Source organism: Streptomyces sp. SAS_270 (assembly GCF_052543295.1).
Window position 1 is genome coordinate 62,103 of record NZ_JBMNDS010000039.1, and the last position, 21,602, is coordinate 83,704.

General features: G+C 69.6%; 18 protein-coding genes. 13 read left to right on the forward strand and 5 right to left on the reverse strand.

Features of this window, described 5'->3' with window-relative positions; all coding sequences use genetic code 11:
• Positions 1–34: 34 nt before the first annotated feature.
• Positions 35–2,569, forward strand: a complete 2,535-nt coding sequence (locus ACN6LB_RS24735) for a RelA/SpoT family protein (RefSeq protein ID WP_445027819.1) — start codon at positions 35–37, stop codon at positions 2,567–2,569.
• Positions 2,570–2,659: 90 nt separating this feature from the next.
• On the opposite strand, the gene ACN6LB_RS24740 is transcribed toward ACN6LB_RS24735, so the two are convergent.
• Both ACN6LB_RS24740 and ACN6LB_RS24745 read right to left on the reverse strand, forming a co-directional pair.
• On the reverse strand, positions 2,660–3,889 hold the full coding sequence (locus ACN6LB_RS24740) for a DUF349 domain-containing protein (protein ID WP_445027820.1): 1,230 nt from the start codon (positions 3,887–3,889) through the stop codon (positions 2,660–2,662).
• A gap of 135 nt (positions 3,890–4,024) precedes the next feature.
• Positions 4,025–4,864, reverse strand: coding sequence for a peptidylprolyl isomerase (locus ACN6LB_RS24745; RefSeq protein ID WP_445027821.1), 840 nt, complete (start codon positions 4,862–4,864; stop codon positions 4,025–4,027).
• A gap of 178 nt (positions 4,865–5,042) precedes the next feature.
• Between ACN6LB_RS24745 and ACN6LB_RS24750 the strand changes: the two genes are divergently transcribed.
• Together ACN6LB_RS24750 and hisS are read left to right on the forward strand one after the other, a co-directional pair.
• On the forward strand, positions 5,043–5,750 hold the full coding sequence (locus ACN6LB_RS24750; RefSeq protein WP_445027822.1) for an MBL fold metallo-hydrolase: 708 nt from the start codon (positions 5,043–5,045) through the stop codon (positions 5,748–5,750).
• 11 nt (positions 5,751–5,761) lie between these two features.
• Positions 5,762–7,024, forward strand: coding sequence for a histidine--tRNA ligase (gene hisS, locus ACN6LB_RS24755; protein WP_445027823.1), 1,263 nt, complete (start codon positions 5,762–5,764; stop codon positions 7,022–7,024).
• Between the two features lie 107 nt (positions 7,025–7,131).
• On the opposite strand, the gene ACN6LB_RS24760 is transcribed toward hisS, so the two are convergent.
• Positions 7,132–7,977 (reverse strand): ABC transporter permease, encoded by an 846-nt coding sequence (locus ACN6LB_RS24760; RefSeq protein ID WP_445027824.1) that lies wholly within the window; start codon positions 7,975–7,977, stop codon positions 7,132–7,134.
• Positions 7,974–8,840, reverse strand: a complete 867-nt coding sequence (locus ACN6LB_RS24765; RefSeq protein ID WP_356141790.1) for an ABC transporter ATP-binding protein — start codon at positions 8,838–8,840, stop codon at positions 7,974–7,976. The genes ACN6LB_RS24760 and ACN6LB_RS24765 overlap by 4 nt, the downstream gene beginning before the upstream one ends.
• A 137-nt stretch (positions 8,841–8,977) precedes the next feature.
• Here ACN6LB_RS24765 and ACN6LB_RS24770 point away from each other — a divergent pair, with 137 nt between their 5' ends.
• From ACN6LB_RS24770 to rpsD, 3 genes are all read left to right on the forward strand, one after another.
• Positions 8,978–9,616, forward strand: coding sequence for a vitamin K epoxide reductase family protein (locus ACN6LB_RS24770; RefSeq protein WP_445027825.1), 639 nt, complete (start codon positions 8,978–8,980; stop codon positions 9,614–9,616).
• A 60-nt stretch (positions 9,617–9,676) separates the two neighbouring features.
• Positions 9,677–11,032: a replication-associated recombination protein A gene (locus ACN6LB_RS24775; RefSeq protein WP_445027826.1), complete on the forward strand. Its 1,356-nt coding sequence runs from the start codon at positions 9,677–9,679 to the stop codon at positions 11,030–11,032.
• Between the two features lie 324 nt (positions 11,033–11,356).
• On the forward strand, positions 11,357–11,971 hold the full coding sequence (gene rpsD, locus ACN6LB_RS24780; protein ID WP_445027827.1) for a 30S ribosomal protein S4: 615 nt from the start codon (positions 11,357–11,359) through the stop codon (positions 11,969–11,971).
• A 30-nt stretch (positions 11,972–12,001) separates the two neighbouring features.
• Here rpsD and ACN6LB_RS24785 read toward each other — a convergent pair whose 3' ends face one another.
• Positions 12,002–14,200: an ATP-binding protein gene (locus ACN6LB_RS24785; RefSeq protein ID WP_445027828.1), complete on the reverse strand. Its 2,199-nt coding sequence runs from the start codon at positions 14,198–14,200 to the stop codon at positions 12,002–12,004.
• Positions 14,201–14,389: 189 nt separating this feature from the next.
• Between ACN6LB_RS24785 and ACN6LB_RS24790 the strand changes: the two genes are divergently transcribed.
• The 7 genes from ACN6LB_RS24790 to ACN6LB_RS24820 all read left to right on the forward strand — a co-directional run bounded on the left by ACN6LB_RS24790 (position 14,390) and on the right by ACN6LB_RS24820 (position 21,460).
• Positions 14,390–14,824, forward strand: a complete 435-nt coding sequence (locus tag ACN6LB_RS24790) for a DUF948 domain-containing protein (protein ID WP_356141800.1) — start codon at positions 14,390–14,392, stop codon at positions 14,822–14,824.
• A gap of 7 nt (positions 14,825–14,831) precedes the next feature.
• Positions 14,832–15,191, forward strand: a complete 360-nt coding sequence (locus tag ACN6LB_RS24795) for a DUF6167 family protein (protein ID WP_445027829.1) — start codon at positions 14,832–14,834, stop codon at positions 15,189–15,191.
• Positions 15,191–17,863, forward strand: coding sequence for an alanine--tRNA ligase (gene alaS / locus ACN6LB_RS24800; protein WP_445027830.1), 2,673 nt, complete (start codon positions 15,191–15,193; stop codon positions 17,861–17,863). Before ACN6LB_RS24795 ends, alaS begins: the two co-directional genes overlap by 1 nt.
• Positions 17,864–17,880: 17 nt before the next feature.
• Positions 17,881–18,345, forward strand: a complete 465-nt coding sequence (gene ruvX / locus ACN6LB_RS24805) for a Holliday junction resolvase RuvX (protein ID WP_356141806.1) — start codon at positions 17,881–17,883, stop codon at positions 18,343–18,345.
• Positions 18,346–18,468: 123 nt separating this feature from the next.
• Positions 18,469–20,277, forward strand: coding sequence for an endolytic transglycosylase MltG (mltG, locus tag ACN6LB_RS24810; protein WP_445027831.1), 1,809 nt, complete (start codon positions 18,469–18,471; stop codon positions 20,275–20,277).
• Positions 20,274–21,110 (forward strand): shikimate dehydrogenase, encoded by an 837-nt coding sequence (locus ACN6LB_RS24815; protein WP_445027832.1) that lies wholly within the window; start codon positions 20,274–20,276, stop codon positions 21,108–21,110. Before mltG ends, ACN6LB_RS24815 begins: the two co-directional genes overlap by 4 nt.
• Positions 21,111–21,157: 47 nt before the next feature.
• Positions 21,158–21,460, forward strand: a complete 303-nt coding sequence (locus ACN6LB_RS24820; RefSeq protein WP_445027833.1) for a hypothetical protein — start codon at positions 21,158–21,160, stop codon at positions 21,458–21,460.
• The last annotated feature ends 142 nt before the right edge of the window (positions 21,461–21,602 follow it).

Here is a 21,602-nt window from a genome sequence, read left to right on the forward strand (position 1 = left end):
ACCGGGGGACCCGGACCGCGCACGAGGAGCCCTCTTGCCAGACGAGGCCCAGCCACTGACAGCCGCCAAGCCCGAGCAGAGTTCGGGCCCCGCGGCCACGCCCGCGCCGAGCGCGAAGAACGCCGCCGGCGGCCCGGTCGAGCACGCCCAGGCGGCTCCCGGCGACAAGGCGGCAGAGCAGCCACGCGCCAAGCCCGCTCCCGCCGAGCCCGCACGCCCGGCGAGCACTCCCGCCGCCCGTCCGTCCGCCGGCCAGCCCGCCCGCACCGGAGGCGGCTCCTCCAACCGGGTCCGCGCCCGCCTCGCCCGCCTCGGCGTGCAGCGCTCCAACCCGTACAACCCGGTCCTGGAACCGCTGCTGCGGATCGTGCGCGGCAACGACCCGAAGATCGAGACGTCGACGCTGCGCCAGGTCGAGCGGGCCTACCAGGTCGCCGAGCGCTGGCACCGCGGCCAGAAGCGCAAGAGCGGCGACCCGTACATCACGCACCCGCTCGCCGTGACCACGATCCTCGCCGAGCTGGGCATGGATCCCGCCACACTGATGGCGGGCCTGCTGCACGACACCGTCGAGGACACCGAGTACGGCCTCGACACCCTCAAGCGGGACTTCGGCGACCAGGTCGCCCTGCTCGTCGACGGCGTCACCAAGCTCGACAAGGTCAAGTTCGGTGAGGCCGCCCAGGCCGAGACCGTGCGCAAGATGGTCGTCGCCATGGCCAAGGACCCCCGCGTCCTGGTCATCAAGCTCGCCGACCGCCTGCACAACATGCGCACCATGCGCTATCTCAAGCGCGAGAAGCAGGAGAAGAAGGCGCGCGAGACCCTGGAGATCTACGCGCCGCTCGCCCACCGCCTGGGCATGAACACCATCAAATGGGAGCTGGAGGACCTCGCCTTCGCGATCCTCTACCCCAAGATGTACGACGAGATCGTGCGGCTGGTCGCCGAGCGCGCCCCCAAGCGCGACGAATACCTCGCCATAGTGACCGACGAGGTCCAGTCCGACCTGCGCGCGGCCCGCATCAAGGCGACCGTCACCGGCCGCCCGAAGCACTACTACAGCGTCTACCAGAAGATGATCGTCCGCGGCCGTGACTTCGCGGAGATCTACGACCTGGTGGGCATCCGCGTCCTCGTGGACACCGTCCGCGACTGCTACGCGGCCCTCGGCACCGTGCACGCGCGATGGAACCCGGTCCCGGGCCGGTTCAAGGACTACATCGCGATGCCCAAGTTCAACATGTACCAGTCACTGCACACCACGGTGATCGGCCCCAACGGCAAGCCTGTTGAGCTGCAGATCCGCACGTTCGACATGCACCGCCGCGCCGAGTACGGCATCGCCGCGCACTGGAAGTACAAGCAGGAGGCCGTCGCCGGCACCTCCAAGGTGCGCTCTGACGCGCCGAGGACCACGGGCAAGGACGACCACCTCAACGACATGGCGTGGCTGCGCCAGCTCCTCGACTGGCAGAAGGAGACCGAGGACCCGGGCGAGTTCCTGGAGTCCCTGCGCTTCGACCTGTCCCGCAACGAGGTGTTCGTCTTCACGCCGAAGGGTGACGTGATAGCGCTGCCGGCCGGTGCGACGCCCGTCGACTTCTCGTATGCGGTGCACACGGAGGTCGGCCACCGGACCATAGGGGCACGGGTCAACGGCCGTCTCGTGCCGCTGGAGTCCACCCTGGACAACGGCGACCTGGTGGAGGTCTTCACCTCGAAGGCGGCCGGCGCGGGCCCCTCCCGCGACTGGCTCGGCTTCGTGAAGTCGCCGCGCGCCCGCAACAAGATCCGCGCCTGGTTCTCCAAGGAGCGCCGCGACGAGGCGATCGAGCAGGGCAAGGACTCCATCGCGCGCGCCATGCGCAAGCAGAACCTGCCGATCCAGCGCATCCTCACCGGCGACTCGCTGGTCACCCTCGCGCACGAGATGCGCTACCCCGACATCTCGTCGCTGTACGCAGCGATCGGCGAGGGCCATGTCGCCGCGCAGAGCGTCGTGCAGAAGCTTGTGCAGGCGCTCGGCGGCGAGGAGGCGGCCACCGAGGAGATCGACGAGTCGGTTCCGCCGGCGCACGGCCGAGGCCGCAAGCGCCGCAGCAACAACGACCCCGGTGTGGTCGTCAAGGGCGTCGACGACGTGTGGGTCAAGCTCGCCCGCTGTTGTACGCCCGTACCCGGCGACCCGATCATCGGCTTCGTGACCCGCGGCAGCGGCGTATCGGTTCACCGCAGCGACTGCGTCAACATCGATTCGCTGTCCCGGGAGCCCGAGCGCATCCTCGAGGTCGAGTGGGCGCCCACCCAGTCGTCGGTCTTCCTGGTCGCCATCCAGGTCGAGGCCCTGGACCGCTCCCGGCTCCTGTCGGACGTCACGCGCGTCCTCTCGGACCAGCACGTCAACATCCTGTCCGCGGCCGTCCAGACCTCCCGCGACCGGGTGGCCACCTCTCGGTTCACCTTCGAGATGGGCGACCCCAAGCACCTCGGCCACGTCCTGAAGGCCGTACGGGGCGTCGAAGGGGTCTACGACGTGTACCGGGTGACGTCGGCGCGCAGGCCGTAACCACGCACTACGTAGAAGGGGCTTCCGTACACGATGTACGGAAGCCCCTTCTACGTAGCAGCGGGAAAACCCGGCCGCTTCAGTGGCGGCTCAGCCGCCGAACTCCTGCAGACCCTTCAGAGCCTGGTCCAGCAGCGCCTGACGGCCGTCCAGCTCCTTCTGGAGCTTGTCGGCCTTCGAGGTGTTGCCCGCGGCGCGCGCCGCCTCGATCTGGCCCTGGAGCTTGTCCACGGCGGCCTGGAGCTGGCCGGTCAGACCCTCGGCACGCGCGCGTGCCTCCGGGTTCGTCCGGCGCCACTCGGTCTCCTCGGACTCCTGGAGCGCCCGCTCCACCGTGTGCATCCGGCCCTCCACCTTCGGACGGGCGTCGCGCGGCACGTGGCCGATGGCCTCCCAGCGCTCGTTGAGGGAGCGGAAGGCCGCACGGGCCGCCTTCAGGTCCGTCACCGGGAGGAGCTTCTCGGCCTCCGCGGCCAGCTCCTCCTTGAGCTTCAGGTTCTCCGACTGCTCCGCGTCCCGCTCGGCGAAGACCGAGCTGCGCGCCGCGAAGAACACGTCCTGGGCACCGCGGAAGCGGTTCCACAGGTCGTCCTCGTGCTCGCGCTGGGCGCGGCCCGCGGCCTTCCACTCCGCCATCAGCTCGCGGTAGCGCGCCGCGGTCGGGCCCCAGTCCGCCGAGGCGGACAGCGACTCGGCCTCCGCGACCAGCTTCTCCTTGGTCTTGCGGGCGTCCTCGCGCTGCGCGTCCAGCGACGCGAAGTGAGCCTTGCGGCGCTTGGAGAACGCCGAGCGGGCATGCGAGAAGCGGTGCCACAGCTCGTCGTCCGACTTTCGGTCGAGCCGCGGCAGGCCCTTCCAGGTGTCCACCAGCGCACGCAGCCGCTCACCGGCCGCCCGCCACTGGTCGGACTGCGCCAGCTCCTCCGCCTCGGCGACCAGCGCGTCCTTGGCGTGCCGCGCCTCGTCGGACTGCTTGGCCCGCTGGACCTTGCGCTCCTCGCGGCGTGCGTCGACCGTCTCGACGAGCTTGTCCAGCCGCACCTTCAGCGCGTCCAGATCGCCGACCGCGTGATGGGCGACCACCTGCTCGCGGATGTGGTCGATGGCGGTCTGGGCGTCCTTCGCCGACAGGTCGGTGGTCTTCACTCGCTTTTCGAGGAGGCCGATCTCGACCACCAGGCCCTCGTACTTGCGCTCGAAGTAGGCCAACGCCTCATCAGGCGAACCGGCCTGCCAGGAACCGACGACCTGCTCGCCGTCGGCCGTACGCACGTACACGGTCCCCGTCTCGTCGACGCGGCCCCACGGGTCGCTGCTCACAGCGCCTCCTCCACATGATGCCTGCAGAGGGCCTCAGCGCCCCCGGGCATCGTCCACAGTTTCGTCACGGCCAACATAGGCGACCGGCGGGGCGGCTGTCCGCATCCCGCGCGACCGAAATTTCGCAGTTGGGGGTCAGGATTTCTTCACCGTGGCCTTGTTGATCACGACCGTCGCGTTCGGCGCCCCGTCGCCCTGCCCGGTGCTCTCGCCGGCCGTCGCGATCTTCTTCAGGACCTTCATCCCGGATTCGGAAATCGTGCCGAACGGTGTGTAGTCGGCGGGGAGTGGACTGTCCTGGAAGACCAGGAAGAACTGGCTGCCGCCGGTGTTGCGGCCCTTCTTCGTCTGCGCGTTGTACTGGTTGGCCATGGCCACCGTGCCGGCCGGATACGTCTTCCCCTTCAGGCGCTTGTCCTTGAGGTTCTCGTCCGGAATCGTGTACCCGGGACCGCCCATGCCGGTGCCCTTCGGGTCACCGCACTGGAGCACGAAGATGCCCGCCGTCACGAGACGGTGGCACTTGGTGTGGTCCAGGTACCCCTTGTTGACCAGGAAGTCGAACGAGTTCACCGTGCGCGGGGTCTTCGACGCGTCCATGGCGATGTCTATCGCGCCGCAGGTCGTGTCCAGCGCCATCGTGTACTTCGCGGACTTGTCGATGGTGATCGCCGGCTCCTTCTTGTAGCTCAGCGTTTTCACCTTGCCCGCGGCGGCCTTCTTGCACGGGTCCGGCGCCTTGGTGGGGGCGGACGCGCTCGGGGTGACCTCCGCGCCGGCGTTGGCCTTCTTGCCGTCGTCCTTGAAGACCCCCGTCGCGTACGACACCACACTGCCCACGACGACGACGCCGACGACCGACGCGGCCACCGAATTGCGCATCCGCGTCTTGCGTCGCGCGGCCGTACGCCGCTGCTGCTGCCGCAAGAACTTCTCCCGGGCGAGCTGACGCCGCCGCTGCTCCTGGCTGACCACGGGTTTTCTCCTCATGCGTCTCGTACGTCAAGTGGGACGCGTGCGTCTTGTGAGCCGACCGCCTGCGTGTGCCCCGTACCGTATATGGGTTCGCTGAGGAAACGGCAGCGCCGGTAGGCTCTGACCACTGGCGCAGTCATCCTGAAGCCATCCCGTATCGACACAACGAAGGACGATCGTGCTCATTGCCGGGTTCCCCGCAGGAGCCTGGGGGACCAACTGTTACCTGGTCGCCCCCGCCGCGGGTGAGGAGTGCGTGATCATCGACCCGGGCCACCAGGCCGCCCAGGGAGTCGAGGACGCGCTCGCGAAACATCGGCTCAAGCCCGTCGCGGTCATCCTCACGCACGGCCACATCGACCATGTCGCCTCGGTCGTCCCGGTGTGCGGCGCGCACGACGTGCCGGCCTGGATCCACCCCGAGGACCGCTACATGATGAGCGACCCGGAGAAGGCGCTCGGCCGTTCCATCGGGATGCCGCTGATGGGCGAGCTGACCGTGGGGGAGCCGGACGACGTGAAGGAGTTGACCGACGGCGCCGGGTTGAAGCTCGCCGGCCTCAACTTCTCCGTCGCGCACGCGCCCGGCCATACGAAGGGGTCGGTGACGTTCCGGATGCCCGAGACCGCGGACATTCCGTCGGTCTTCTTCTCGGGCGATCTGCTCTTCGCCGGCTCCATCGGACGCACCGATCTGCCCGGCGGCTCCCACGCCGAGATCCTCGACTCGCTGGGCCGTGTGTGCCTGCCGCTCGACGACTCGACCGTGGTGCTGTCCGGCCACGGCCCCCAGACGACCATCGGCCAGGAGCGCGCCACCAACCCGTATCTGCGGGAAGTGGCCGCCGGCCTCGGGAGCACGGACGCTCCCCGACGAGGAATGTGACGAGACCTTCCGTGAGTACCTTCCAGGCCCCCAAGGGCACGTACGACCTTCTGCCGCCCGACTCCGCGACGTACCTCGCCGTGCGTGAGGCGATCGCCGCGCCGCTGCGCAACTCCGGCTACGGCTACGTCGAGACGCCCGGCTTCGAAAGCGTCGAGCTGTTCGCGCGCGGTGTCGGTGAGTCCACCGACATCGTGACCAAGGAGATGTACGCCTTCGAGACCAAGGGCGGCGACAAGCTGGCGCTGCGCCCCGAGGGCACGGCCTCCGTGTTGCGCGCCGCGCTGGAGGCCAACCTGCACAAGGCGGGCAACCTCCCCGTCAAGCTCTGGTACTCGGGCTCGTACTACCGCTACGAACGCCCCCAGAAGGGCCGTTACAGGCACTTCTCGCAGGTGGGCGCCGAGGCGATCGGTGCCGAGGACCCGGCGCTGGACGCCGAGTTGATCATCCTGGCCGACCAGGCGTACCGGTCGCTCGGGCTGCGCGAGTTCCGCATCCTGCTCAACTCCCTCGGCGACAAGGAGTGCCGCCCCGTCTACCGGGCGGCTCTGCAGGACTTCCTGCGCGGCCTCGACCTCGACGAGGACACCCTCCGCCGCGCGGACATCAACCCGCTGCGGGTGCTCGACGACAAGCGGGACGCCGTCCAGAAGCAGTTGGTCGGTGCGCCGCTGCTGCGCGACTACCTGTGCGACGCGTGCAAGGCGTATCACGAGGAGGTGCGCGAGCTGATCACGGCGGCGGGCGTCTCCTTCGAGGACGACCCCAAGCTGGTCCGCGGCCTCGACTACTACACCCGTACGACCTTCGAGTTCGTCCACGACGGCCTGGGCTCCCAGTCCGCGGTGGGCGGCGGTGGCCGCTACGACGGCCTGTCCGAGATGATCGGCGGCCCCGCGCTGCCGTCCGTCGGCTGGGCCCTCGGCGTCGACCGCACGGTCCTCGCCCTGGAGGCGGAGGGCGTCACGCTCGAACTCCCGGCCGCCACCAGCGTGTTCGCGGTCCCGCTGGGCGAGGAGGCCCGACGCGTCCTCTTCGGCGTGGTCACCGAGCTCCGCAAGGCGGGCGTCGCGGCCGACTTCTCGTACGGCGGGAAGGGCCTCAAGGGCGCGATGAAGAACGCCAACCGCTCGGGCGCGCGCTACACCCTCGTGGCCGGTGAACGCGACCTCGCCGAGGGCGTCGTGCAGCTGAAGGACATGGAGTCGGGGGAGCAGACGGCGGTGGCGGTGGACGCGATCGTGGGTGAGCTCCGGGCGCGACTGGGCTGAGGCCGAGCGCGCTGTTCCTCAAACGCCGGAGGGGCTGGATCTTCAGCCCTTCCGGCGTTCGAGAACGGGCGAAAGCGTGTACGCGCCGGGCTCCGGGCCGGGCCCCTTCATCCGTCGCGGCGGCTCTTCCAGCGGAACGTCAGCAGGCACAGCAGCAGTCCTCCGACGCACCACGCCCCCAGCACCAGGGCGATCCGACCGAACTCCCAGGTGCCGGTCTGCTCCAGGACCTGTGCCGACTCGGGCAGGAACACGCCCCGCAGCCCCTGGCACATCCACTTCAGCGGGAACAGCGCACCGATGTTCAGCATCCAGTCCGGGATGGTGTCGATGGCGATGTACACCCCGGAGATGAACTGCAGGACCAGGAAGGGCAGCACGACCACGGAGCTGGCGCTCCGGCCGGACTTCGGGACCGAGCTGATCGCGATGCCGAGCAGGGCGCACCCGGTCAGACCGAGCACGAAGATCCAGGCGAAGTCGAGCCACTTCCCGGCGTCCGAGGGCAGGTCCACGTCGTACAGGGTCGTGCCGACGACGAGGAGGACCGCCGTCTCCAGCAGACCGGTCACGAGCACGAGCCAGATCTTGCCGAGGAAGTACGCCGCCGGCGGCATCGGTGTGCCGCGCAGCCGGCGCAGCACCTTCTCGTCCCGCTCGATGGCGATCGAGATACCGAGGGACTGGAAGCTGGTGGACATGATCCCGGCGGCCATCATCGCCGGGACGTACAGCTGGGAGGCCGTGATGCCCGCTCCCTGCACGTCGTCGCTGAAGATCGACGCGAAGAGGAAGAGGAAGACGATCGGGAAGGCGAAGGTGAAAACCACCTGGTCGCGCTGACGGAAGAACTGCTTGATCTCCAGGGCTCCCCGGAGCAGCCCGAGCCCCCAGGCTCCGGGCAGCCGGCCTTCCGAGGTCCTCCTGCGGGTGCGTACGTCCGTCACCGTCATCGCGCGTCCTCCAGTCCGGTCAGCCGCAGATAGACGTCCTCAAGGGTGGGGCGGCTGACCCGCAACCCCGGTATCTCGCCGTCGAAGCGGCGGGTGAGCTCCGCGACCGTACGCGTGGGCGTGGCCGTGCGCTCGCTGCGCGGGGTGCCGTCGGCCTCCGCCCACTCGACGGTGGCGTCGGTGCCGTAGCGGTCCCGCAGGGCCGCGGGCTCGCCCTCGGCGACCACACGTCCGCGGGCGATGACCGCGAGGCGGTTCGCGAGGGCTTCGGCCTCCTCCAGGTAGTGCGTCGTCAGCACGATGGTCGTGCCCTCGCCCGCGAGCTTGCGGATCAGGTCCCAGAACTGCCGCCGCGCCGCCGGGTCGAAGCCGGTCGTCGGTTCGTCCAGGAGCAGCAGGTCCGGGTCGCCGATCACACCGAGTGCCACGTCCAGGCGTCTGCGCTGACCACCGGAGAGCGACTTGATCCGGCTGCTCGCCTTCTCCTCCAGGCCCACGAGGCCGATCACCTCGTCGGGCTGCCGAGGTTTTGGGTAATAGCGGGCGAAATGCCGCACGGTCTCGCGGACCGTCAACTCGGCGGGTGCGGATTCGTCCTGCCAGACGATTCCGACACGTGAACGCCACGCGCGCGTGGCCGTCGCCGGATCGGAGCCGAGCACGCGGACCTCGCCCGCGTCCCGGCTCCGGTTGCCCTGGAGTATCTCCACCGTGGTGCTCTTGCCCGCACCATTGGGCCCGAGCAGGCCGAACACCTCGCCCTGTCGGATGCCGAGATCGATGCCGTCCACGGCGGTCACGTCCCCGTACTGCTTGCGCAGCCCCCGTACGTCCACCGCGAGCTGGTTCGCGTCTGCTGTCATGCCGGCGATCCTTCCCCGGAACCGAACGTTCCGGGACGACTGTGCGTACCTCCTTATGTCCATCGAACGGTGGACACACTGGTAGGTGCGGCACAATGACCGTGCCCGGGGGCCCTTCGACACAACGGAACGGCGTGATGAGCAAGACGACAGTCAAGGACAGCGTGTCCACCGGCCCGGGGCGGGCCGACGGCCCCCGGAGGGTGGGCGGCAGCCGTGCGTTCGCCTTGATGCTGGTGATCACCGGCGCGGCGGGCCTCCTTGCCGCGTGGGTCATCACGATCGACAAGTTCAAGCTGCTGGAGAACCCGGACTTCGTGCCGGGGTGCAGCCTGAACCCGGTCGTCTCCTGCGGCAACATCATGAAGAGCGACCAGGCGTCGGCGTTCGGCTTCCCGAACCCCATGATGGGTCTCGTCGCCTACGGCATCGTCATCTGCGTCGGCATGAGCCTGCTCGCCCGGGCCACCTTCCCGCGCTGGTACTGGCTGACCTTCAACGCGGGCACGCTCTTCGGTGTCGGGTTCTGCACCTGGCTGCAGTTCCAGTCGCTGTACCGGATCAACGCGCTCTGCCTGTGGTGCTCCCTGGCGTGGGTCGCGACGATCATCATGTTCTGGTACGTGACGTCGTCGAACGTGCGCAACGACTTCCTGCCCGCACCGCGCCGGATCAAGGCCTTCCTCGGCGAGTTCACCTGGGTACTGCCCGTGATGCACGTCGGCGTCATCGGCATGCTGATCCTGACCCGCTGGTGGGACTTCTGGACCAGCTGACCGACCCCGGATCTCTTCGGCCGGACGGCGTTGTCAGTGGCGTGACATAGGGTTTTGTGCGTGGAGCCCGACCTGTTCACCGCCGCAGCAGAAGAACGCCAGGAGAAGGACCCGTCCAGCAGCCCCCTGGCGGTGCGGATGCGCCCGCGCATCCTCGACGAAGTCGTGGGCCAGCAGCATCTGCTGAAGCCGGGCTCACCCCTGCGCAGACTCGTCGGCGAGGGCAGCGGCGGCCCGGCCGGACCGTCCTCCGTGATCCTGTGGGGCCCGCCCGGCACCGGCAAGACCACCCTCGCCTACGTCGTCTCCAAGGCCACCGACAAGCGCTTCGTGGAGCTCTCCGCGATCACCGCCGGCGTCAAGGAAGTCCGCGCGGTCATCGAGAGTGCACGCCGTGCCACCGGCGGCTTCGGCAAGGAGACCGTCCTCTTCCTGGACGAGATCCACCGCTTCAGCAAGGCCCAGCAGGACTCCCTCCTGCCGGCCGTGGAGAACCGCTGGGTGACGCTGATCGCCGCGACGACGGAGAACCCGTACTTCTCCATCATCTCCCCCCTCCTCTCCCGCTCCCTCCTGCTCACTCTCGAACCGCTCACCGACGACGACCTGCGCGGCCTGCTGCGCCGGGCGCTCGCCGACGAACGCGGCCTCAAGGGGTCCGTCGCCCTCCCCGAGGACACGGAGGAGCACCTGCTGCGGATCGCCGGCGGCGACGCCCGCCGCGCCCTCACCGCCCTGGAGGCCGCCGCCGGATCCGCCCTCGACCAGGGAGAGCCGGAGATCACCCTCCGGACCCTGGAGGAGACGGTCGACCGCGCCGCCGTGAAGTACGACCGCGACGGCGACCAGCACTACGACGTCGCGAGCGCCCTCATCAAGTCCATCCGCGGCTCCGACGTGGACGCGGCCCTGCACTACCTGGCGCGGATGATCGAGGCCGGCGAGGACCCCCGGTTCATCGCCCGCCGCCTGATGATCTCCGCCAGCGAGGACATCGGCCTCGCCGACCCGAATGCGCTGCCCATAGCCGTCGCCGCCGCCCAGGCCGTCGCCATGATCGGCTTCCCCGAGGCCGCGCTCACCCTCAGCCACGCCACCATCGCCCTCGCCCTGGCCCCCAAGTCCAATGCCGCGACGACGGCGATCGGCGCCGCCATGGAGGACGTACGCAAGGGGCACGCGGGCCCGGTGCCGATGCACCTGCGCGACGGGCACTACAAGGGCGCGGCCAAGCTGGGGCACGCCCAGGGGTATGTGTACCCGCACGACCTGCCCGAGGGGATCGCCGCCCAGCAGTACGCCCCGGAGGAGCTCAAGGACCGCGAGTACTACACCCCCACCCGGCACGGCGCCGAGGCGCGCTACGCGGACGCGGTCGAGTGGACCAGGAAGCACCTCGGTCGAGGGCGGTCGTGACCACCCTGTAGACTGCCTCGAAGTGCTGAGTCCCGTGTCCGGCCCGCCGCAAGGGGGAGCCGGCACCACCAGAACGGGACATCCAGCCGGAGCCCCCGCCTCCACGGGGGGATTCCAGGAGCGTCGCGCACCGTCGAAGGTGTCGCGGGCAGCCCACCACCACCCGGTATCCGGGAAAGGTCGGTGGGCCACTCGCGTGCTGCACGTATGTGCCCAGACCAGGGAGCGGCTGCCCGGCAGGTCCGTCAGGACCCGCGGGGTTTCCCAGGCTGCGGATGCGACCTCCCTCAACTCTGGTGAGCCGAAATCAAGGAAAGAGTAAAAGTGGCGAATCAGCCCCGCCCCAAGGTCAAGAAGTCGCGTGCCCTCGGCATCGCGCTGACCCCGAAGGCCGTCAAGTACTTCGAGGCCCGCCCCTACCCGCCGGGCGAGCACGGCCGTGGCCGCAAGCAGAACTCGGACTACAAGGTCCGTCTGCTGGAGAAGCAGCGTCTGCGCGCGCAGTACGACGTGTCCGAGCGCCAGCTCGTCCGCGCCTACGAGCGTGCCGCCAAGACGCAGGGCAAGACCGGTGAGGCCCTGGTCATCGAGCTGGAGCGTCGTCTCGACGCCCTGGTTCTGCGTTCGGGCATCGCCCGCACGATCTACCAGGCCCGCCAGATGGTCGTGCACGGCCACATCGAGGTCAACGGTGGCAAGGTCGACAAGCCGTCGTTCCGTGTCCGTCCCGACGACGTCGTGATGGTCCGCGAGCGCAGCCGCGAGAAGCCGCTGTTCCAGGTCGCGCGTGAGGGTGGCTTCGCCCCCGACGGCGAGACCCCGCGCTACCTCCAGGTGAACCTCCGCGCCCTGGCCTTCCGCCTGGACCGCGAGCCGAACCGCAAGGAGATCCCGGTGATCTGCGACGAGCAGCTCGTCGTCGAGTACTACGCCCGCTGATCACCTCACGGACGTAGCACCACCTGCGCATCAGCCCGCCGTTTCGCCGCCCTTCCGGGTGGGCGAGGCGGCGGGCTCGCGTGTGTCCGGGGCCCGCCCCGGATACGGCCCCCGCGGCGCGGGCAGCGCACCGAGCGGCTGCGCCCCGGCCCGCCGCAGCGCCCGGGCCACCGCCGCGTCCCGGCCGAGCAGCGCCCCTTCCCGTACGCACTGCTCGTACCGCTCGTCGCCCAGCCGCTCCCGGGCGTTCGCCTCGCACAGCTCGTGCGGCGCGTTGTAGTACGCGGAACCGAACAGCGGCAGACCGACCGACGGCCACATCCGGGCCGCCGCACCCTGCAGCAGCGCCGCCTCGGCCGAGTCGCCCTGTACCTGCGTGACCAGGGCGAGGAGTTCGATCGAGAGCACCGTGCCCAGCAGATCGCGAAACGCGTGGGCGCTGCCGAGGCACTGCTCCAGAAGACCCCGGGCCCGTACCGGATCGCCCGCGCTCCAGGCCTCGTACGCGAGGACGTACAGCGCGTACGCCAGTGCCCAGCGCTCCCCGTGGTCCTCGCACACCCGGCGGACGTCCTCGCACAGCTTCACCGCGCCCGGCATATCCCCCCGGAACGCCACGGCCATCGCCAGCTCGACCTGCCCCATCAGCACATTGCTGTTGAGCTCGCCGATCTCGTGATAGCGGTCGAGCGCCGAACGCAGCAGGCTCTCGGCACGCGGCATGTCGTCCGTGACCAGGGCCAGACAGCCGGTGCGGTGCTCGGCGTAGGCCGCCGCGATCGCGTTGCCCGTGCGGTCCGCCTCCTCACGGCACTCGTGCAGCGCAGCCAGCGCGGGCACGCGGTCGCCCTGCAGGATCGCCACATAGCCGAGCACCCACAGGGCCTTCAACCGGGGCTGCCCGTGCGTCCCGTCCTCCGTGTCCTCGACGTCGTCCGCGTGCAGCTCCACGCTCCGCTCCAGCCAGTGCCGCCCCTCCGCGAGACGCCCGCAGCCGACCCAGTAGAACCACAGGCCGCCCGCCAGATACTGGCCCAGATGCCCTTCCCCCGGCTCGGTCAGGCAGTACTCCATGGCGGCGCGCAGGTTCGGCAGCTCCGCCTCGACGCGTACGGCCACCTCGCCCTGGCGCGGCGAGAACCAGTCAAGCTCGCACCAGGTCGCCAGGCCCACGTACCAGTCGCGGTGCCGCCGGCGCAGCCGTGCCGCGTCGCCCGTCGCCTCCAGCCAGCCGAAGCCGTAGGCCCGGACCGTGTCCAGCATCCGGTAGCGCACACCCGCGGCCGTCTCCTCTCGGGACAGCACGGACTGGGCGAGGAGGGCGCCGAGCACGTCGAGGATCTCGTCGGCCTGCAGACCGTCGCCACTGCACACGTACTCGGCGGACTCCAGGTCGAACGGCCCGACGAACACCGTGAGCCGCGACCAGAGCAGCCGCTCCTGGGGCGTGCACAGCTCATGGCTCCAGCCGATCGCCGTGCGCAGCGTCCGATGGCGCGGCAGCATGTCCCGCCCGGCACCGGCCAGCAGCCGGAACCGGTCGCCGAGCCGGGCCAGCAGCTGTGCGGGGGAGAGGACCCGCAGCCTGCCCGCCGCCAGCTCGACGGCGAGCGGGATTCCGTCCAGTCGCCGGCACAGCTCCAGCACGTCCGCCCGGTTGCCCTTGTCCAGCGCGAACCCGGGCACCCCCGCCGCCGCGCGCTGCGCGAACAGTTCCACAGCCTCCGGCTCGCTCAGCGGCGCCAGCGGGAAGAGCCGCTCGCCCTCGACGTCCAGCGGCCTGCGGCCCACCGCCAACACTCGAAGACCTGGCACCCCGCGCAGCAGCTCGCCCACGAGTGCGGCGCATGCGTCCACGAGATGCTCGAACCCGTCGAGCACCAGCAGGAGTTGAAGACCGGCGAGATGGTCGAGCAGCACCTGGCGCGGTGGCCGCGCCGTGTGGTCCGTCAGCCCCAGCGCCTCGACCAGCGCGTACTCGACGAGATCCGGGTCGTGCACCGAGGCGAGCTCCACCCGCCACACCCCGTCGCGGGCGCCGGTCCGCGCCGCCGCGTGCGCGGCCAGCCGCGACTTGCCGATCCCGCCCATGCCCGTCACCGTCACCAGGCGGCCCGCCCCCAGTGCCCGGCCGAGCCCCGCGAGTTCGGCCGAGCGCCCCACGAACGCGTCGAGCTCCAACGGGAGATTGCCGAGCGTCGGACCGCCGGTGCGCTGAGAACCCTGCATGGAACACGGAGCGTACTGACCCGTAAGCGGTCCGTACAATCGCTTCGCGCAACTCCTGTACGGGCGGGCGGTAATGCGGTACAGCGCGGCGGCCCCGGCGCGATAGGCTCGGGGGACTGATTTTTTCGGGTTCCGATGTTGACTGCAGGTCATTCGTCGACTGCAGGTGATCAAGGGAGCGGGTGCACAGTGTCCGGTGGAGAGGTGGCCGGGATCCTGGTGGCCGTCTTCTGGGCGATCCTGGTCTCCTTCCTCGCCGTCGCGCTGGTGAGGCTGGCCCAGACGCTCAGGGCGACCACCAAGCTCGTGGCGGACGTGACCGACCAGGCCGTCCCGCTGCTGGCCGACGCCTCCGCCGCAGTGCGCTCCGCGCAGACCCAGATCGACCGGGTCGACGCCATCGCATCGGACGTCCAGGAGGTCACGTCGAACGCGTCGGCGCTCTCCTCGACCGTCGCCTCCACCTTCGGCGGCCCGCTGGTGAAGGTGGCGGCGTTCGGCTACGGCGTCCGCCGGGCCATCGGCGTCCGCCGTGACAATGTGCCCGACAAGGCCCCCCGGCGCACCGTGATCGTGGGCCGCACCGTCCCGTCCGCACGACGGGGAAAGCGGAAGAAGGACTGACGCAGCGATGTTCCGCCGTACGTTCTGGTTCACCGCGGGCGCAGCCGCCGGCGTGTGGGCCACCACCAAAGTCAACCGCAAGCTCAAGCAGCTGACCCCCGAGAGCCTCGCGGCCCAGGCCGCCAACAAGGCGATCGACGCGGGGCACCGGCTCAAGGACTTCGCGCTCGACGTCCGCGACGGCATGGCCCAGCGGGAGGCCGAACTCGACGAGGCGCTGGGCCTGAACGCGGACCCCGAACTCCCCGCACAGCGACGCCTCACCGCGATCGCCAACGACAAGAACAACCAGAGCAGCAAGCAGAACAAGCAGATCAAGTACATCGAGAACACGACGTACTCGTACAACCGGAATGAGGACCACTGATGGAGTCGGCTGAAATCCGCCGCCGCTGGTTGAGCTTCTACGAGGAGCGCGGTCACACCGTCGTCCCCTCGGCGTCGCTCATCGCGGACGACCCGACTCTGCTCCTCGTCCCCGCGGGCATGGTCCCCTTCAAGCCGTACTTCCTCGGCGAGGTCAAGCCGCCGTGGTCGCGCGCCACCAGCGTGCAGAAGTGCGTGCGCACGCCCGACATCGAAGAGGTCGGCAAGACCACCCGTCACGGCACGTTCTTCCAGATGTGCGGCAACTTCTCCTTCGGCGACTACTTCAAGGAAGGCGCCATCACCTACGCCTGGGAGCTGCTCACCTCGCCCCAGGACAAGGGTGGTTACGGGCTCGACCCCGAGCGTCTGTGGATCACGGTCTACCTCGACGACGACGAGGCCGAGACCATCTGGCGCGACAAGATCGGTGTCCCGGCCGAGCGCATCCAGCGCCTCGGCAAGAAGGACAACTACTGGTCCATGGGCGTCCCCGGACCCTGCGGCCCGTGTTCCGAGATCAACTACGACCGCGGCCCCGAGTTCGGTGTCGAGGGCGGCCCCGCCGTCAACGACGAGCGGTACGTGGAGATCTGGAACCTGGTCTTCATGCAGTACGAGCGCGGCGAGGGCACCTCGAAGGAGGACTTCGAGATCCTCGGCGACCTGCCCAGCAAGAACATCGACACCGGCCTCGGCATGGAACGCCTCGCCATGATTCTGCAGGGCGTGCAGAACATGTACGAGATCGACACCTCCATGGCCGTCATCAAGAAGGCCACCGAGCTGACGGGTGTGCAGTACGGCGCCGCCCACGAGTCGGATGTCTCGCTGCGCGTGGTCACCGACCACATGCGCACGTCCGTGATGCTCATCGGTGACGGCGTGAGCCCCGGCAACGAGGGCCGCGGCTACGTGCTGCGCCGCATCATGCGCCGCGCCATCCGCAACATGCGCCTGCTCGGCGCCACCGGCCCGGTCGTCCAGGACCTCATCGACGTCGTGATCGCGATGATGGGCCAGCAGTACCCGGAGCTCGTGACCGACCGCAAGCGCATCGAGACCGTGGCCCTCGCCGAGGAGGCCGCCTTCCTCAAGACGCTGAAGGCCGGCACGAACATCCTCGACACCGCCATCAGCGACACCAAGGAGTCCGGCGGCAAGGTCCTCGCCGGCGACAAGGCCTTCCTGCTCCACGACACCTGGGGCTTCCCCATCGACCTCACCCTCGAAATGGCCGCCGAACAGGGCCTTTCCGTGGACGAGGACGGCTTCCGCCGCCTGATGAAGGCCCAGCGGGACCAGGCCAAGGCCGATGCCCGCGCCAAGAAGACCGGCCACGCCGACCTCGGCGCCTACCGCCAGATCGCCGACGCCGCCGGAGAGACCGAGTTCGTCGGCTACGACCGCACCGAGGGTGAGTCGAAGATCGTCGGCATCCTCGTCGACGGCGTCTCCTCGCCCGCCGCCACCGAGGGCGACGAGGTCGAGATCGTCCTCGACCGCACCCCGTTCTACGCCGAGGGCGGCGGCCAGATCGGCGACACCGGCCGTATCAAGGTCGACTCCGGCGCCGTCATCGAGATCCGCGACTGTCAGAAGCCGGTCCCCGGTGTGTACGTCCACAAGGGCGTCGTCCAGGTCGGCGAGGTGACCGTCGGCGCCTTGGCGCAGGCCGTCATCGACGTACGCCGCCGCAAGGCCATCGCCCGCGCCCACTCGGCCACGCACCTCACGCACCAGGCCCTGCGCGACGCCCTCGGCCCGACGGCCGCCCAGGCCGGTTCCGAGAACCAGCCCGGCCGCTTCCGCTTCGACTTCGGCTCCCCGTCCGCCGTTCCGACGGCCGTGATGACCGACGTCGAGCAGAAGATCAACGAGGTGCTCGCCCGCGACCTGGACGTGCACGCCGAGATCCTCAGCCTCGACGAGGCCAAGAAGCAGGGCGCCATCGCCGAGTTCGGCGAGAAGTACGGTGAGCGCGTCCGCGTCGTCACCATCGGCGACTTCTCCAAGGAGCTGTGCGGCGGCACGCATGTGCACAACACCGCCCAGCTCGGCCTGGTCAAGCTGCTCGGCGAGTCGTCCATCGGCTCCGGCGTACGCCGCATCGAGGCCCTCGTCGGCGTCGACGCGTACAACTTCCTCGCCCGTGAGCACACGGTGGTCGCCCAGCTCCAGGAGCTGGTCAAGGGCCGCCCCGAGGAGCTCCCGGAGAAGATCTCCGCCATGCTCGGCAAGCTCAAGGATGCCGAGAAGGAGATCGAGAAGTTCCGCGCGGAGAAGGTCCTCCAGGCCGCCGCCGGTCTCGTCGACTCCGCCAAGGACGTGCACGGCGTCGCCCTGGTCACCGGCCAGGTCCCGGACGGCACCACCGCCGACGACCTGCGCAAGCTGGTTCTCGACGTGCGCGGCCGCATCCAGGGCGGACGCGCCGCCGTGGTCGCCCTGTTCACCACGGTGGGCGGCAAGCCGCTGACGGTCATCGCCACCAACGAGGCCGCCCGCGAGCGCGGCCTCAAGGCCGGCGAGCTGGTCCGTACGGCCGCCAAGACCCTCGGCGGCGGCGGTGGCGGCAAGCCGGACGTCGCCCAGGGCGGCGGCCAGAACCCGGCCGCCATCGGCGAGGCCGCCGACGCGGTCGAGCGCCTGGTTGCCGAGACGGCCAAGTGACCGCAGAAGGAAGCGTCATGCGCCGCGGACGCCGTCTCGCCATCGACGTCGGGGACGCCCGTATCGGGGTCGCCTCGTGCGACCCCGACGGGATCCTCGCGACTCCGGTCGAGACGGTTCCGGGGCGCGATGTCCCGGCCGCCCAGCGGCGGCTGAAGCAACTCGTCGACGAGTACGAGCCGATCGAGGTCGTCGTCGGTCTCCCTCGCTCCCTCAAGGGGGGCGAGGGCCCGGCCGCCGTCAAGGTCCGCGCCTTCACACAGGAGCTGGCCCGTATGATCGCCCCGGTCGCGGTGCGGCTCCTCGACGAGAGGATGACCACAGTGACGGCCAGTCAGGGGCTGCGCGCCTCGGGTGTGAAGTCCAAAAAGGGCAGGTCAGTCATCGATCAGGCGGCCGCGGTCATCATCCTGCAGCAGGCGCTGGAGTCCGAACGGGCGTCAGGCAAAGCACCCGGCGAGGGCGTCGAAGTGGTCATCTGATCGCGATACGGTAACGTTCCGCGCGATGTGGCGGCGTTCGAACAGTCGCCGCACAGCAAAAGAGGCGGCCGGGAGCCGTGCCACCAGCGCCAGCAGCCACCGCCTCGCGGCTCTAGGGGATCGATGACTGAGTATGGCCGGGGCCCAGGCTCCGAACCGTGGCATCCGGAGGACCCGTTGTTCGGGGACGTCGGATGGACGGGGCAGGCCGACAACGGCCAGTCCTACGGCGGCCAGCAGCAGCACCCGCAGCAGCCGCAGCATCAGCAGCACCCGCAGCAGCCGCAGCAGTCCCAGTACGGGGACTGGGGCACGGGCCAGCAGGCGCACTACCCCCAGGGGCAGCAGCAGTACGGCGACCAGGGGCACCCGCAGTACGACGGTCAGGGGCAGCAGCAATACCAGCAGTACCAGCAGTACGGCGACCAGGGTCAGCAGCAATATCCCGGCCAGGGGCAGCCGCAGTACCCCGGCCAGGGGCAGCAGTACCCGGGGCAGGACCAGCAGCAGTACAACAACGGCGGCTGGGACACCGGAGCGCACCAGCAGGTCCCGTACCCCGCCGACCCGGTCGACCCGTACGGCGGCCGGCCCGCCGCGTACAACGGCGAGCAGCCCGACTACTACGGCACCCCCGACGCCTATCCGCCGCCGGAGCCGCCCGCCCGTCGGCGCGCCGAGCCCGAGCCCGAGACGGACTGGGATCCCGGCCCCGACCAGGGCGAGCACGCGTTCTTCGCCGGCGACGACGATGACGACGATGACGATGACGACGACCCGAAGAGCGGCGGCCGCGGTCGCAAGGGCCGGGGCGGCAAGGGCAAGGGCAAGGGCAAGGGCAAGGGCAAAAAGCGGCGCAGCGGATGTGCCTGCCTGGTGGTCGTGCTGGTCTTCGGAGGCGGTCTCGGCGGCGTCGGCTACTTCGGCTACCACTTCTACCAAAATCGTTTCGGCGCGGCGCCCGACTACGCGGGCGACGGCACGAGCGAAAAGGTGACCGTCACCATTCCCAAGGGTGCGCTCGGTTATGCCATCGGCCAGGAACTGAAGAAGAAAGACGTCGTCAAGAGCGTCGACGCCTTCGTGGCCGCACAGGACAAGAACCCCCAGGGCAAGACCATTCAGGCGGGCACGTACCTTCTGAACAAGCAAATGTCCGGAGAAAGCGCCGTCGCGCTGATGCTCAGCCCCAAGAGCAAGAACAACCTGACCGTCGCCGAAGGCAAGCGCAACAAGGACGTCTACGCGTCGATCGACAAGCGTCTCGACCTCGACAAGGGAACCACCGAAGGCGTCGCCAAGAAGGAATGGCCGACCCTCGGACTTCCGGACTGGGCGAACAGCGGCAAGGACATCAAGGACCCGCTGGAAGGTTTCCTTTACCCGTCGACCTATCCGGTCGCCAAGGGCATGAAGCCCAAGGAAGTCCTGAAGGAAATGGTCGACCAGGCCAAGCAGAAATACGCCGCGTTCGGCATTCAGGCAAAGGCCAAGAGCCTGGGTCTGGAGAATCCGCTGCAGGTACTGACCGTGGCGAGCCTCGTCCAGGCCGAAGGAAGGTCCAAGAGCGACTTCGAGAAGGTCGCGAGGGTGGTCTACAACCGTCTGAAGCCGAACAACACGGAGACCTACGGCCTCCTCGACTTCGACTCGACGGTGAACTACCTGAAGGGCGAATCCAAACTGGCGACCGGCTCGGTCGACGAGTTGCGGAAGATCAAGGACCCGTACAACACGTACAAGATCAAGGGCCTGCCCCCCGGGCCGATCAGCAATCCCGGTGAAGTGGCGATCAAGGCCGCTCTCAAACCGGCCAAGGGCAACTGGTACTACTTCGTCTCCGTCAGCGCGACCAAGACGCTGTTCGCCGAGACCAACGAAGAGCAGAACCGCAACCGCGAGAAGTACCTCGAGGAACAGAAGGGTCAATGAGCAGGAGCGACGCCAAGAGCCGGGCGGCCGTACTCGGCTCGCCCATCGCCCACTCCCTCTCCCCGGTGCTGCACCGCGCCGCGTACAAGGCGCTCGGGCTCGGCGAGTGGTCGTACGACCGCTTCGAGGTCGACGAGGAGGCGCTGCCCGGGTTCTTCGGCAAGCTGGGCAGCGAGTGGGCGGGGCTGTCGCTGACCATGCCCCTCAAGCGGGCCGTGATCCCACTGCTCGACGAGATCAGTGAGACGGCGTCCTCCGTCGAGGCGGTCAACACCGTCGTGTTCACCGACGACGGCCGACGGTTCGGCGACAACACCGACATCCCCGGCATTGTCGCCGCCCTGCGCGAGCATGGGATCGAGCAGGTCGACTCCGCCGCCATCCTCGGAGCGGGCGCCACCGCGTCCTCGGCGCTGGCCGCCCTCGCCCGGATCTGCACCGGTGAGGTCGTCGCGTACGTACGCAGCACGGAGCGGGCGGCCGAGATGCGGCAATGGGGGGAGCGGCTCGACATCGAGGTGCGTACGGCGGACTGGGCCGACGCCGAGGAGGCCCTGCGCGCCCCGCTCGTGATCGCCACCACCCCGGCGGGCGCCACGGACGCGCTGGCCGCGGCCGTCCCCGAACGACCCGCCACCCTCTTCGACGTGCTGTACGACCCGTGGCCCACCGACCTGGCGGCCCGCTGGTCGGCGTACGGCGGAGCCGTCGTCAGCGGCCTCGACCTCCTCGTCCACCAGGCCGTCCTCCAGGTCGAGCAGATGACGGGCCGCACCCCGGCTCCGCTCGACGCCATGCGCAAAGCCGGGGAACACGCGCTCGCCGCTCGCTAGGATTTCCCGAGGCCTTGCAGGGGGCGGGGCCGAGGGGGGAGACACGGATGAGCGCGGGCGTGCCCATGGCATCCGGCAAGGGCGAGATCGTCCAGTTGGTGCTGCCGTTCCTGCCGGACTGGATGCAGCACGTCGTGCTGGTCCTGCTGATTGTCGCGGTCCTGGCGACGTGGGGCTTCAAGATCAAGCGCAGGATCGACCACCGGCGGGCCCTGCGCGAGGGGCGGCCCATGCGCGGACAGGGCCGCGGCGCCGACCATCTGGGCGCATATGCGCCGCCGCCGGGTGCCGTGCCGCCGCCCGCCTCTCCGCCGCCGCTGCGCCCGGACGACAGCTCCACCGCTTCCTGAGGCCACCGGTCCGTCCGTCTGTTGGACCACCGGCCGGGCCGGGCGCCCGGACGTGGGAGGATCAGAGATGGCGGGCCAGGGCCGCGCACCGGTCGCGCCGTCGCCGTACGCGAGGACGCGCGTACGCAAAGACAGTACGCAG